Origin of the sequence: Paenibacillus thalictri (genome assembly GCF_004307995.1) — a bacterium.
GTDB classification, from domain to species: Bacteria; Bacillota; Bacilli; order Paenibacillales; family NBRC-103111; genus Paenibacillus_AF; species Paenibacillus_AF thalictri.
In genome coordinates this window covers 48908-64157 of the sequence record NZ_SIRE01000003.1, presented here as the reverse complement: position 1 = coordinate 64157, position 15250 = coordinate 48908, and the positions used below count along the sequence as shown (strand labels likewise).

6 protein-coding genes are annotated in these 15250 nt (G+C 49.9%); 1 reads left to right on the top strand and 5 read right to left on the bottom strand.

Features of this window, described 5'->3' with window-relative positions:
- Positions 1-10 precede the first annotated feature (10 nt).
- Positions 11-1168 carry an MFS transporter gene (locus EYB31_RS02515; RefSeq protein ID WP_131011705.1) on the bottom strand — a complete coding sequence of 386 codons (1158 nt, stop codon included), beginning with the start codon at positions 1166-1168 and terminating at the stop codon, positions 11-13.
- A 133-nt stretch (positions 1169-1301) separates the two neighbouring features.
- Here EYB31_RS02515 and EYB31_RS02510 point away from each other — a divergent pair, with 133 nt between their 5' ends.
- The gene (locus EYB31_RS02510) at positions 1302-2195 is read left to right on the top strand and encodes a LysR family transcriptional regulator (RefSeq protein WP_131011704.1); all 894 of its coding nucleotides are present in this window, start codon (positions 1302-1304) and stop codon (positions 2193-2195) included.
- Positions 2196-2305: 110 nt separating this feature from the next.
- Here the strand turns inward: EYB31_RS02510 and EYB31_RS02505 are convergent, their stop codons facing one another.
- The 4 genes from EYB31_RS02505 to EYB31_RS02490 all read right to left on the bottom strand — a co-directional run bounded on the left by EYB31_RS02505 (position 2306) and on the right by EYB31_RS02490 (position 15154).
- Positions 2306-3400: a response regulator gene (locus EYB31_RS02505; RefSeq protein ID WP_131011703.1), complete on the bottom strand. Its 1095-nt coding sequence runs from the start codon at positions 3398-3400 to the stop codon at positions 2306-2308.
- 3 nt (positions 3401-3403) lie between these two features.
- A complete protein-coding gene (locus EYB31_RS02500; RefSeq protein WP_165452166.1) occupies positions 3404-6427 on the bottom strand; it encodes an ATP-binding protein in 3024 nt (1007 codons plus the stop codon).
- A gap of 270 nt (positions 6428-6697) precedes the next feature.
- Positions 6698-10648 (bottom strand): S-layer homology domain-containing protein, encoded by a 3951-nt coding sequence (locus EYB31_RS40795; protein ID WP_240762019.1) that lies wholly within the window; start codon positions 10646-10648, stop codon positions 6698-6700.
- 276 nt (positions 10649-10924) lie between these two features.
- Complete coding sequence (locus EYB31_RS02490; protein WP_165452164.1) at positions 10925-15154, bottom strand: S-layer homology domain-containing protein; 4230 nt, start codon at positions 15152-15154, stop codon at positions 10925-10927.
- Positions 15155-15250: the final 96 nt, after the last annotated feature.

The window sequence follows — 15250 nt, the reverse complement described above, 5'->3', positions numbered from 1 at the left end:
CCTCACCCATCTACGAACGGGTTTGAACTTCAGGCTTCCGCCCTGTTATAAACCACTGTGTCCCGATCATGACAACGATGATAACAAGCATCGCCAACAGCGCGGCAACAAAACTTCCGCTGTGATCGTAAATCACTCCTATCAAAAATGGCCCCAGCGATCCGATAATATAACCGCCAAACTGAGACAACGCCGACCATTCGCCGGCTTCTTCCGAAGAATTCGTCTCAACAATCGGCAGCATTAACGCTAGCGGGAATAATCCCCCAGCCCCGATGCCCAAAGCGATCACAGCCGGCAGCATGGGCAATTTGAGTAACAACAGAACAATTCCTATTAGCTCCATTACGCTGCAAAAGATCAGAAAAAATCTTCGTTTTCCAAATTTGGATACAAGCACGGGAATCGCTAAAGATACCGGAATTTGAATCAGCGTAAAGATCGTAAGCAGCATCGCCGAACTGGATGGACTGTACCCAAAGCTGTGCGCAATCGGTGAAATCCATGCTGTAACGGAATAAAACATACTTGCCATAAGTCCGAAAAATAACGTTAACAACATCGCCCGTTTGTTTCGAAATGGAAGCTTTGATTTTACAACGCGCACATGATTGCCGGGGCTGCTTTTAAGGAAAACGGACCAGACAATCAAAGCAAAAACGCCCAAAATAGCCCAACCTGATAAAGTTAACGTTAAACTATGATCGGTTCTATTGTAAATCTGAATCGAATATGCGGAAGCCACTGCCGCCCCAACAGTCATGGATGCGGAATATATGCTTACAATTCCGGGTTTTGTGGGATAGTACTTTTTAATAAAAGCAGATAAGAGCGGCCCGGCCAAGCTGAGCCCTACCCCGCCAATTAGGGCAGTTACAACCAAGATAAGAACGGAGCCAACATTCACCCGTAAAGCAGTTGCCCCGGTAATAAGCAGCAAAGCTATAAAAATCGTTCGTTCCAGACCGATCCGGTCGCGCAGCACTGTTGCCGTAGGAGCAAAAATGCCCATGCATAACACGGGTAGTGTTGTGAGTAAACTCGCTGTTGATCCGCTCATCCCCAGATCGCTTTGCATAATGCCAATCAAAGAGGCAACGGAGGTAATCATCGGTCTTAAGTTTAAAGTCGCAATAAATACAGCTAATAGCAGATAAAATTTCTTCATCGGATTTACCTCCTTCTTTCCTTCTTTCTATTCTTTATCAACCACCTCCAAATTATATGGCGCCGCCATCGATTGTACAATCCTATAATTTATATTATTATAATAGTAAAATACTATCAAAAGAGGCCGCAAAATGGACACTCGCAATATACAGTACTTTATAGCCGTTTACGAGCATCTTCATTTTACGAAGGCCGCCGAAGAACTTGGCATTTCGCAACCTACCTTAAGTCAGCAAATCCGCATCATGGAAGCCGAGTTTGGCACGCCGCTTTTTGACCGCATTGGAAAAAAGGTAGTCGCAACCGAAGCCGGCAAGCTCCTGCGATTGTATGGAGAAACAATGCTGCAAGCGGAACGTGATGCCAAAAGTGCTATCAAAGAGCTGCTATCCGGAGAACAAGGCACGGTTCGGCTAACCGTTTTGCCTTCCGATTTGGATTTTCAGCTTGTGCCGTTGTTCGTACAGTTTAAGTCGAAATACCCTGGCATTCAGCTGCAAGTTTTCTCCGCTATACATGTGCAAGAGGAAGTGCTTAGCCATAAAGTCGATATCGGAATTGGTTTGAAAGGTCCAACTGATAAAAGACTGATCCAAATCCCCCTTGGAAGCGAACCTTATCATCTATTTGTGAAAGCGGGAAGCGAGTTCTGCGACAGAAAGGAAGTTACGCTGGGGGACCTGATGCATCTTCCTATCGTCATGTACCCAAAAGGTTATTTGGGACGTGATCTGGTCGATGAAGTATTCCGAAATGAAGGACTTGAATTAACCGCTGCAATGGAGACCAGTTCAGCCACTTCGCTGCTGCAATTGGTTTCCGCCGGCGTAGGCGCTACGATTCAACCTAAAGGATTGCTCAGCCAACATCCGATCCGCCCCGATATTGTGGCTATTCCCATTAAAGAACCGGCCCCTGTACGCCATCTGGAGCTCATGTATTGTGCCGACCGGTTTATTGGCAGCTCACAGCGGCAGCTAATGAATTGGCTTATGGACTTCTTTAAAAATCGTTTTCTCTCTTAAAACAAAATACCCTTGACCGATATGGCCAAGGGTTGCCATCACAGAACTATATCTTCAATCATTCGAACTTCTTGCAAAATTTGCAAGCAATCACCGGTCGAGTGCTCCTCTTACTGCAGCAGCTCTTTTATCTTGGGATCGGGTCTTACGTCCAGCTCGCGCAACATCTCTTCCAGTTGTTCATATTGCCGGACCGCTTCATGTTTTCTCCCAAGCTCCATGAATACCTGAATCATTTCCACATGAATATCCTCACGAGTCCCGTCCAGTTTCACGATTTCACTATAATAATGCAAGGCTTGTATCTGTTGATGAGACTGGCGATAATGTTGGGCCAATAGTTCCAGCAGTTCGATGTATTGCTTCTCCAAATGCCGGATATACGGGATTGCCCATTCGCATGATTTCCCTTGCAGTAATGATCCGGTATACAAAGCAGCCGCACGCTCAAGCAAATCCAAATTCCGCTCGGATTCATGCCTGATTTCCTTCAACAACCGCTCAAATTCATACAGATCGCAGTAAAAGCCGTCGGCATCCAAACGAATCTCGTTTCCCGTCGTCGTGATTTCGCACCTGCATTTACTTGCCTCAATGGCCTTACGAATATAGTAGACCGTAGAATTCAGGTTTTTCCACGCTTTCTCGGGCGGTAATCCACTCCATAACGTATCAATAATTTCCTCACGGCTTACCGTCTTGTTGCACACCAGAAAAGCGAATAATTCTTCGGTCTTCGGACTCCGCAGCTTAATGGATTCTTTTCCGCCCCCCGCAGCTTGATAATGGATTCTCATTCCGCCGAACAGAAAAACCTCCATCGACGACGACGCAACGACAGGGCGGTGCACCCGCCTGATCTTCCCCATCGTAGTGGTCAATCTCTCCACCGTGACCGGCTTCATTACATAATCCAAGGCGTCGATCTCAAACGCTCTAACCGCATATTCGTCGAAACCGGTGACAAAGATGAATTCTATGTTCGGGTGAATATCCACCAACAGGCTCGACAGCTTCATTCCATTCAAATCCGGCATGGAAATATCCAGAAAAGCAACATCGACGGGATTCGCTTTGGCATAATCATAAGCATCAAGCGGATCGAAGAACGTTTCAATGACACTCCATTCGCTCAGCTCGGTTAATAAACGCTTTAATCGCATGGCCGGTAATTCCTCGTCATCCACAATCATCATTCTCAGCATTCGTTACACCCCTTTCCGTAAAAATGTCGTTGCGGGAAGCACGATCTCAATCCGGGTCCCTTGGCCTTCCTTGCTTTCAATCCGCAGATCCGTGCCGTACAAAAGTCTCAGACGTTGACTGATGTTCCATAACCCGATGCCTTTCGCCGCGGTATCCGGGTTCAGAACGGCGAATAACTTCTGATCGCTCATTCCCCTGCCATCATCTTCGATGTGCAAAACGACCTTGCCGTCCCCAGGCTCCTTGACGGAAATGGTTACCCTGCCCACCTTGGAGTGCGCTCTTACGCCATGCCGAATCGCATTTTCCACCAGGGGCTGGATCATTAACGGCGGAATCAGCAGATCCGGATCGGCATCCACCTCATATTCAACTTGCAGACGATTACCGAAGCGGGCTTGCTCGATCGCAACATAAGACTTGACCAGCTCCAGTTCATTTGCCAGCGTTGTCAGCGCATCCAGCTGCTTGAAATCAAAGCTGTTGCGCAAATACCGCGACAACTGCAGCGTCACTTCCTCCGCCCGGACCGAATCGGTCACACATAGTTCCGCAATAGCCGTCAGCGCATTATACAGAAAGTGCGGTTTAATCTGTGAACGTAAAAAGGCGATTTCCGCATCTCGAGCCAGCTTTACAGATGATTTCAATCTCAATAAGCTTCTCACACGTGCCATCAATTCCTCGGACTCGAACGGTTTGTCGACAAAGTCATTTGCCCCGAGTTCCATTGCCAGACGAATATCCCCGCTCCGGTTCCTTGCCGTCAACATCAGAACAGGAAGCTCAAATGGCGAATATCGTTCCCTGATTCGCTTAAGCACTTCAAATCCGGACAAGTCGGGTATCGTGATATCCAATACGACAAGGAACAGATCGTGCCTGGACAACAACTGCAGAGCAAGCTCGCCGCGATTGGCGACAATAATCGTGTGGCCTTCCAGCTTAAACAGATTCATCATACTTTGCAGATTGGCCGAGTCATCGTCCACGACCAAGATCGGTTCTTGCTTCTCGCCTTCAATCGTCAGCGGGTAAGCCCAATGCGACATGCCGAAATTCGGAGGAAACGGCTTCTCTATCGTCCGCATCGTTGTTTCACTTGGTTTCTTCTGTTTTTCAGGAAATATAGGAAGCGTAAATATGAAGATCGCCCCTTGTCCGGGATTTGAACTCACACGGATTTCCCCTCCGTGCAGTTCAACCAGCCGTTTCGTAATGCCAAGTCCGAGTCCGGTCCCACCCTGATGAGTCGTCCCGACATGCCCGCCTTGCTCGTAATCCCAAAATATACGTTCCTGCATATCTACATCGATGCCGATGCCAGTATCGCTGACACTGACTTCAACCCAATCCCCAGCCACAGCGGCGCTCACCTCTACAACGCCTTGATCGCAAAATTTAATCGCATTGCCGATCAGATTATGCAAAATTTGAATGAGCCGGTTGCCATCCGCATAGACAAGAGGAAGATACTCCGGCACTCGATTAACAAGCTTCGTGTTCGTTCCTGTGAGCAGAAATTGATGAAGCTGTATGACCGACTCGACGTAGGTGTTGAGTATCAATTCGCTGTGGTGAAGTTTGATATCCCCGTGCTTCAATTTGGAATAGTCCAGCAGCTCATTCACTAAATGCGTTAATCTTCGCCCGCTGTTCATAATAACCGTTAAATTTTGCGCCTGCGCGTCGTTTACCAAGCCCCCCACTCCTCTGAGCAGCGATTCCGAAATATTCACCATCGCATTTAACGGCGTTCTCAATTCGTGAGACGTATTCGATAGAAACTCGTCTTTAATCTTGTCCAGCCGCAACAATTCGTTCTTCATCTCATCTATCGTATGATAGGCTTCAAAAAAACGAAGAACGACGAGAAAAATCATGATGATGTTAAGGAGGATTACACAGTACTGCCCTCCCCATAAATTATCGATCACACTAATCGAGAACAAAATCGCATCGATCGAGTAAAGATTCACCGTAAGTACGGCCATGCAGAGCAGCAAAGATTTCAAACGGTTGGCTTGCTCGCTTCTGACAAACAGGTACGCCGCCTTTACGAGCAGCCACAGTTGTAACAAGGAGTAAAAAATAACGATGTAATACTGAATGACCGTGTACTGACTAATAGATAAAAACGGAATCATTAAGGCGAAAACGCCAAGTATGAGCGATACGCTCTGTGTCAGCTTTAAGGAAATGATGCTTTTTTGCTGATAATAGAAAAATATAGCCAACACCATACAACTGATGATGGAAAGGACGTCTTTAAATTTATACAATGCTTCAAAGGAAATCCCATGTACCACCAGAAAAAGCGGCCGTTCTCCCATCAAGCCGTTATATAATCCGTATAAGAGACACATGAGGGCAAGCAGAAGCAGCGAATAATCTTTCTTGCGGTAAATAGCCGCCACAATGAAACATATAAAATAAATGAGCGCAAGCGTGCCAAGAAGCGCCAGCATAACAAATTCGTGCGCCAGCTCTTTTTGCTGCCGGTCTAGCAGATCCGCTTCTTTGCCGAACAGCAGCGAGACCGTAATCCCTGCATTAATATAATCGTAGTTGGCGACCTGTACGATAATTTCGATCTGTCCGCCATCAACAGAGAAGATACCCGTCTGGGGACGATTTCCTGATTCGTACGCTTGGGCGTTACGGGCTGGCAACCCATCCTCCAGTAATTCCTGGCCGTTCACATAAATCCGGCTGGAAAAGCGAATATTCGTTTTCTTCAACGCAAATATCCCGGAATACGGGACATTTTTCAGCACCATGCGGTATGTCGCCGCACCATACTCCGGCAATTTCATGCCATCCACGTTATTCCCGTTCCACGTTGAAGGAACCTTTACGTATGTGAGATCACTCGGAACCGAAGGAATCGCCTGCTTTCGGAAATCGTCAGGAGTCAACAGCTTGTCCCAATAAAATTCCCATTCGCCGTCCAATCTGATGATCTTATCCCGATCAGAATTCCATGTGCCGAGATCCATTACCCCGCCGTGTACGTGCAGGGACACTCCTGATCCTGCTTTATCGCGATTCGACATAAACATGAGTGGAATAAACGAACAAAAAATGAGGCTGACCAAGCAGATAAATACGGTTCTTCCAAACGGCGTCTGTCCTAGCAACACACTTACCTCATTTCACATACGTTTCCGACTTCCAGAATTAATTCGCTGCAAACGTTATAATATCCTACGAAGAAGACGAAGAAATAGCAGTTCAGGCGTGTGACCTGACGCTGCTATTTCTTGGAGGACATTTTACTCGAAGGGAGCCGTACCTTAAATCAGTCCGGAAATACGCAATAATCGCTGTATGATGACCGCAACTTCGGCACGGGTCATATTTGCCTTCGGCGCCAGCTCTGCGCTAGTTCTGCCGGTCATGATACCGGCAGCAAGGCTGTCGGCGACACTGCTCTGCGCCCATGGCGATATGTTTGCCGCGTCGGTATACGAACGGAGCTTTGCGTCTGTCGATGATGCAGACAACGTGTCCCTCAGACCGGTAATCTCCATCGCCCTGGCTATAATCATCATCGCTTGTTCACGCGTAGTGCTTTCATTCGGACGGAATGTCCCGTCTTCGAACCCGCTAATCAGGCGATACGCCGCCGCTGTGCGGATAGCGCCGCTGTACCAATCCGCTGCTTTCACGTCGGAGAACGATGTAGTCCCATTCTCAACCTTAAGAGCAAGTCCCCGAACGATTATAGCTGCGAACTCGCCGCGGGTAATGTCACGGTCGGGATTAAACAAGTTATCGCCTGTGCCGCTCACCACCATACGCGATCCGATATCGTTCACCGGTTGTTTAGCCCAATGCGCCGCTACATCGCTGTATTCCTGCGGATTCCAGACAAGCGCATAAGTGCTGTTCGTCAGACTGTTCAACTTCGCGTAATACTTGCCATCCTGCACAACCACACGGGTCGGTACATGGCGGACAGTTCCATCCGCGTCCATAACTACACCTGTTGTAATCTTGCCAGGGTCGATACCGTCCGGAATAGCGATCGTACGCTCGACATAGGCGTTAAACGAAGACACTTCAATCGTCTTGTTTTCATATGTCGCTTTGATCGTGAACGTCACAGGCGGAACGGCCACGGAGAAGGACCCCTTATTCGCCGCATCCGTTATTGCCTTCATGACAGCCGCTGTCGGTGCAGCGATCTCGATCTGGACATGAATGTCCTGCAAAGACGGCGACCCGCCGAATTGGCCGGCGATTGCATCCATGTTGATTTGCAGCGCAGGTACGGTATACGCGGCAAGAGGCGTTTTGATTTCGAATACAGCCTGCTGATTCTCCATCTCTTTAATCATTTGACCGGTCAATTCACCGATCACAACATCGGATTGCGAGTCAACCGGAATCGTAACTAGTGCATGTTGACCTTCTTCCGCAAGCTTCGCGCTCAGCTTTTTCGGATCTACAACAATCGTCAAGACAGATTGTCCGTCACGTTTGCTTGAAGTTGCTGTGCCGGCATTCTCGGATTTACCGTTCACCTGTACGATGACAGACGATTCCGAAGAAGAATCGGATGAAGATGCGCTTCCCGTGTTTCCGCTGTTGCCCCCATTTCCCCCGGAGCTGCTCTGTAGTATTCGCGCCGTAATCGTAATTGTCTTCTCGTCTATATCGTTGCTGTAAACCCACTCGGTTACATTCCACATTTCTTTCTTAAAACTGACCGTCACCGTGTAACTCCCAAGACTTGAAGGCGTGTAGCTGGATGTGTAGTCGTTTCCGTTCTGGCTGAACACCCCCGTCTTGCCGCTTTCCGTCGATGTCCAGCTTGCCGGAACGTACCTCTCGTCTCCATAAACCCTTCCCGCCACCGTTTGCCGGTCTCCTGCTGCCGTCAAGGTCGTTGTACCGCCAATAATGACACTGCTTGGGTTCGCAGTAATGCTGTTCTTCGATGCGTCGGCGAATACCGCCGTTACAGGTGTTGCATTCACCGTAATCGTCTTCTTATCTACATAGTTGCCGTAAACCCACTCGGTTACGTTCCATGTTTCCTTCTTATAATCAACCGTTACCGTATAAGATCCTATGCTCGAAGGGGTGTAGTCTGACGTATAGTCGTTCCCGCTTTTGCTGAACGTCCCCATCTTCCCGCTCTCCGTCGAGGTCCAGCCGACCGGAACGTACCGCTCGTCTCCATAAACAATGCCCGTCACCGTCTGACGGTCACCCGCCGCCGTCAGCGTAACCGTATCGCCAACGAAAACGCTGCTGGGATTTGCGCTAACGACGTTCTTTGACGCGTCCGCGAGTGTTGGCTGACCGGATGCCGCTATAACGGTGACAGTTGTTGTCGCGTTGCTTTGATCCGATGTATCGTTCCAATTATTCCCGTCCCAAGATTGCCTTGAGAATAAAGCGCTCACCGTATATGTTCCCTCAACGGACGGCGTATACGTAGAGAAGTAGCTGCCGCCGCTTAAAATGAACGGTCCTGCTTTCTCGCTTCCCTCCGACGACTTCCAGCTTAGCGGAACGTATCGCTCATCCCCATAAACCGCCCCTGTCGCCGATTGCCGGTCCCCGGTTGCCGTCAAAGTTAACGGATTCCCGGCCATCACGCTGCTTGGGCTTGCGCTCACGGCGTTGTTTAACGGATTGGCGGTTGTTGGCGGTATCGCCGCGTTCACGGTGATCACCACTGTTTTTTCATCAACATTGTTGGCGAAAATCCATTCGCTTCCATTCCATACATCTTTCTTATAGTCTACCGTTACCGTATAAGTACCCGCGATCGAAGGCGTATAGTCGGACGTATAACTTCCACTGTTCTCGTTGAATAATCCCGTCTTCCCGGGTTCTGTCGATGTCCAACTGAACGGAACGTACCGCAAGTCGCCGTTCACTGCTCCGACCGCCGTCTGGCGGTCACCCGCGGCCGTTAATGTAAGCGTGTCGCCAACGGTGACGCTGCTTTGGCTTGCACTAACGCTGTTTTTTGCTGCATCGGCGCTGATTGGCCCAAATCGTTTCACTCGGATTTGATAGCTGCTTCCGCTGGGTGATTCTGACCATACATCATATACCGTTTGGTTAAATACAGCCAGTGTAGGTGACGAGACATAACTGCCAGGACTTACATTCAAGCCGTTGGAGCCCATTCCGTCGATATTATACCAACTCGTGCCTTCGAACTTTGCGGCACGAAGAACTGAAGGAGCAAGCATCATAGGTGACTCCATCCACGTCACATACAAGGCATCAGAGGAAGCGATCATCATCGGAAAGGTTGCATCAGAACCGGAGTCTACATTCAAGCCATACACCCCGTCTCCGTCTGCAGAATCCCAGCCGCTTCCCGTATACTTCTTGACTCGAATTTGTTTTTTGCTATTTGCGGTTGTTGGTTCTTGCCACGCTGCGTATAACTCACCGTTGTAAACAGCCATCACGGGATACTCCGCAAACGCTGTGGAAGACACATTTATGCCCGTTGTACCGCTCCAACCTGCGGGTTCCCAATTTGTTCCGTTTAACATTTTAACATAAATGTGTCGTGCGGCCCCTGTAGACTCAGACCATATCACATGCACCTTCCCGTTATATACAGCCATACGAGGAGCCATGACCGGAGTTGGTGCAGCATTTACGTTCAAACCAGTCGCAACAGTGGCGCCGTCAGCATTCGACCACGTCGTGCCATCAAACTTTTTCACATACACTTTGTTTACATTGTTTTCTTGCCAAGCGACGTAGAGTTCATCATTGGAAACGATCGCATCCGGATAAGACGCAGTGTTTGTATTTTGCACATTCAAACCGCTTGTACCGCTTCCGTCGACTCTTGTCCAATTGCCACCGTCATACTTTTTGACATAAAGTTGACCGGAACCTCCATAGGTTTCCGACCATACGGCATACAAATCGTTCTTGAAAACAACCAATTTCACAAGGCTGGCGTAATTCGCAGAATTCTCATTGATGCCGTTTGGATAAGCGCCATTCTCGCTCACCCATTCCAAACCGTTGTAGCTTTTTACATGAATTTGATTGGTTAACCCGGCGTTTTGCTGCCAAGCCGCATACAACTTGCCGTTAAAAACAGCCGTTGCGGGTGCATAAGCGGATGTGGGAAGCTCATTTAAGCCAGTTAAGCTGCCTTCTGCCAATACCCAAGGGGGTGGCGCCGCCAGCGCCTTATGTCCGCTGAACTGCGAAGGAATCAGCAGCAGCACAGCGAGCAAGATCATTGTCATCTGTCGAAGTCGTAGTACCAACATTTCTCATCTCCTGTTCATCTTTTACAAAATTCGAGCTTATTGTACACGCCTCCAATCAACGGAAAATAAACAGGACGGTAGATACCGCGTTGATTTTCAAAGACAATCTAATCTTTCAGCCGGAAAGGCTACCGGAGGAGCCTGCTTATCAACCTGCGGAAAAACAAAAAAACGACATTGCTGTCGTTTAAATGGATTAAGCAAGCCATTTTCCAAAAGTTCATGCAGCTAGTTCAAAAGTGCTCATCACGCTTAAATCAGGTCCGATTTTTCAAGCAACATTAGAATGATCGCCGCTACTTCAGCTCGGGTAATAAATGCCTGCGGAACCAGCTCCGTATTACTTCTTCCGGAAACAATCCCCGCTTGAACACTGTCGGCAATACCGCTCCGCGCCCAATCGGATATGTCCGCCGCATCCGTATACGGTTTAAGTGCCACCTCCGCCGCTTGACTCGGAAGTTTTCCCTTCAAACCGGTGATTTGCATCGCTTTGGCGATCATCACCATCGCTTGTTCACGCGTAATGCTCTCATTCGGACGGAAAGTTCCGTCTTCAAAACCGGCGCTCAGACGATAAGCGGTTGCCGTGTTGATCGCGCTGCTGTACCAATCGGACAGGTTTACGTCTGCGAAAGGGGTTGCCCCTTTTTCCAGCTTTAATCCAAGTCCACGAACGATAACTGCCGCAAATTCGGCACGTGTCATATTTAGGTCAGGGCAGAACCGGTCATTATCGACACCGTTTACGATCATGCGTGAACCCGCTTCGTTGACCGCATGTTTCGACCAATGGCTTGCAACATCGGCGAATTCCAGCGGATGCCATATCACCGAGTACATACTGTTGGTCAAGCTATTTATTTTGGCGTAATAGTAGCCGTCGATCGCTACCACTCGGGACGGAACATGGCGGACCGTTCCGTCCGGATCAATAACAACTCCTGTCGTAATCTTGTTCGAGTCAATACCTGACGGCAGAGCAATCATGCGTTCCACATAAGCATTGAATTTCGATATTTCAATGATAGTATCTTCGTATATGCCTCTGATCGCGAACTCAACCGGTGGCGCAACCAATGTGAATGCTCCGGTTGTCGCCGCGTTTTCTGCCAACTTCATCATACTTTCCGCAGGCGCCGCGATTTCGATCTGTACTCTAATATCCTGCAAGGCAACCGACTTTCCGAGCCAGCTTGAGATGGAATCGATATTTATTTGTTCCGCAGGCAGCGTATACGTCGCCCGGTCCGTCTTCATTTCCAGAATGGCCTGCTTGTTTTCCATATTTTTAATCATCTGACCGTTCAGTTCGCCAACGATAATATCCGACTTTGCTTGTACGGGTATTGTAACTACCGTGTGCAGTCCTTCCATCGCAAGCTTGTCGTCCAACTTTTTCTGATCGATAGATACCGTTGTTACGGTCTGTCCGTTGCGGCTCGATGTTGCCTCTGTGCCCGCATTTTCCGCTTTACCATTGACGAGCACATCCACGCCGCCTGCACTTGACTCCGTTGATGGAGCCGCTCCAGAGCCATTGCCGCCGCTGCCGCTGCCGAACAATCTTATTGGGACGACCGCGTTGGAGTCGGCTGAGGGTTCGCTGCTGCCAATGGCATTGACGGCTTTCACCGTAAATGTATAGCTTGTCCCGTTCGTTAAACCGGTGATCACAATCGGACTCGCTGTGCCCGTCATTGTTAGGTTACCGGGTGAAGCCGTCACTATATATCCGGTAATCGCATTTCCCCCATTATCGGTTGGCGCCGTAAAAGTTACCGTTGCCGCTCCGATCCCGGCGGTTGCCGCAACATTTGCCGGCGCATCCGGAACGGTTGCGGGAATCGCACCGGCTTCGTTTGAGGCGGCGCTCAGACCTCCGGAGTTCCCGGCTCTTACAACAAAGGAATAGGCGGTGCCGTTGGTCAAATTAAGAATGTTGTACGTATTTGAAGTTACTGTCGCTACGGGAGTGCCGGCAAACTGCCCTGGAGTAGTCGACATATAAATGCTGTAATAAGTCGCTTCCGTTACGGCACTCCAATTCAGCGTCACTTGACGGTTACCTCCGGCGGCAGTAAAGTTTTGTGGAATGCCGGGTGCGGTCAGTGCATTTACGGTTACCTCGACCGCGTTACTCGTCACGGTCGCTGTCTTCGTGCCGTTTACGCTGTTGTTTGTGTTCGTCACAACCGCATAATAATAAACTGTGCCCGACGCATTGGTCGGCGGATTATATGCTGCGTATGTCGCTCCGGTCACCGCGCTGCCGCCGCTGTTGCTGTTTGCCGTGTTGCTGTACCACTGATAGCTTAGCACACCGCCATCGTTCACGGTCGCCGCTACACTTAACTGCGCGCTGCCGTCCACGTTTACCGTCGCTCCCGTCGGCTGCGTCGTGATCACCGGCTCCGCCGCGTTCGTCAGGACACCGCCTTTCTTCTGAATTCGATGATTGCTCGTATCGGCTACATACATATTCGCGCTATTGTCAACTGCAACTCCACGCGGACTCGAAAATTCTCCTAAGCCCTTTCCACTTCCGCCGCTGCTTTTTTTCCACTCGCTCCATATACTCGTCGATGCCGTCAGCATTTGAATCCGTTGGTTGCTCGTATCGGCTACATACACATTCCCGCTGCTGTCTACCGCAACTCCGGATGGATTGGAAAATTCCCCCGCACTGCTTCCACTTCCGCCGCCGCTCTTTCCCCACTCGCTCCATGATTCCGAAACGCCGTTAGTGCCCGGCGTCAGCTTCTGGATCCGGTGGTTGCTCGTATCGGCTACATACACATTCCCGCCGCTGTCTACCGCAATTCCACGTGGACTCGAAAATTCCCCGGCACCGCTGCCACTTCCACCTCCGTCCTTTTTCCATTCGCTCCATGAATCCGGAGTCCCGTTAGCACCCACATTCAGCTTCTGAATCCGATGGTTGCCCGTATCCACCACATACACATTGCCGCTGTTGTCTACCGCAACTCCACGCGGACTTGAAAATTCCCCTAAGCCGCTTCCACTTCCACCTCCGCTCTTTTTCCACTCGCTCCATGAATCTGGAGCGCCATTAGTACCCAAAGCCAGCTTCTGGATCCGGTGGTTGCTCGTATCGGCTACATACACATTCCCGCCGCTGTCTACCGCAATTCCACGTGGACTCGAAAATTCCCCGGCACCGCTGCCGCTTCCACCTCCGCTCTTTTTCCACTCGCTCCACTCGTTCGTCGATACCGTCAGTTTCTGGATCCGATGGTTATTCGTATCGGCTATATACACATTCCCGCTGTTATCTACCGCAACTCCTTCCGGACTATTAAACTCACCTAAAGCAGTTCCGGTTACAGGCGTTAACTTGCCAAATTGGCTCCAACTATTTGTTACAGCTGCATACTTCTGAATCCGATGGTTATTTGCATCGGCAACATACATATTTCCGTTGCTATCTACCGCGACCCCAGCCGGATTAAAAAACTCACCCAGGCCGGTTCCGATTCCGCCGTCGCTCTTTTTCCATTCGTTCCATGAATCTTGGATGCCGTTAGTCCCCAGCGTCAGTTTCTGGATCCGATGGTTGCTCGTATCGACCACATAGACATTCCCGCTGCTGTCTACTGCGACTCCTTCCGGACTATAAAACTGCCCCAAGCCGTTGCCGCTTCCACCCCCGCTCTTTTTCCACTCGCTCCACGAATCCTGAGCGCCGTTAACACCCGGTGTGAGCTTCTGAATCCGATGGTTGCCCGTATCCGCCACATACACGTTCCCGCCGCCATCTACCGCAATTCCATATGGAGCATTAAACTCACCCAAGCCGCTGCCGCTTCCACCTCCGCTCTTTTTCCATTCGCTCCATGAATCTGGAGCGCCGTTAGCACCCGGCGTGAGCTTCTGAATCCGGTGGTTGCCCACGTCGGCCACATACACATTCCCGCTGCTGTCTACCGCGACTCCGGATGGAGCACTAAATTCACCCAAGCCACTTCCGCTGCCGCCTCCGTTCCTTTTCCATTCGCTCCATGAATCCGGAGCGCCGTTAGCGCCCGGCGTGAGCTTCTGAATCCGATAGTTGCCCACATCGGCCACATACACATTCCCGCTGCTGTCTACCGCGATTCCACGTGGACTGGAGAACTCACCCAAACCGCTTCCGCTGCTTCCCCACTCGCTCCACTCGTTCGTCGATACAGTCAGTTTCTGAATCCGATTGTTACCGGTATCGACCATATACACATTCCCCCCGCTGTCTACCGCAACCCCAGCAGGATTCAAGAACTCGCCTAAAGCGGTTCCGTCTATGGTCCCTAATTTGCCAAACCGGCTCCATATATCAGCCGCTTGGACACTCGAAAGCCCGGCCACCCGTATTGGATTAACAGTTTCGTTTGTTTCCGCCCACGCCGTACTCCCTCTGCTTGATAGAAGCGGTATCATCAGCACAAACGCAAGTAATACATGTACTGCACTTTGGACCCTCATCTGTCCCCTACTCATCCCTCGAATCATTCTTATCATTAATCTGCGTCTTCCTTTCATAAACAAGATGATTGCTCTTCTCCCGCACAATCCAGGCCA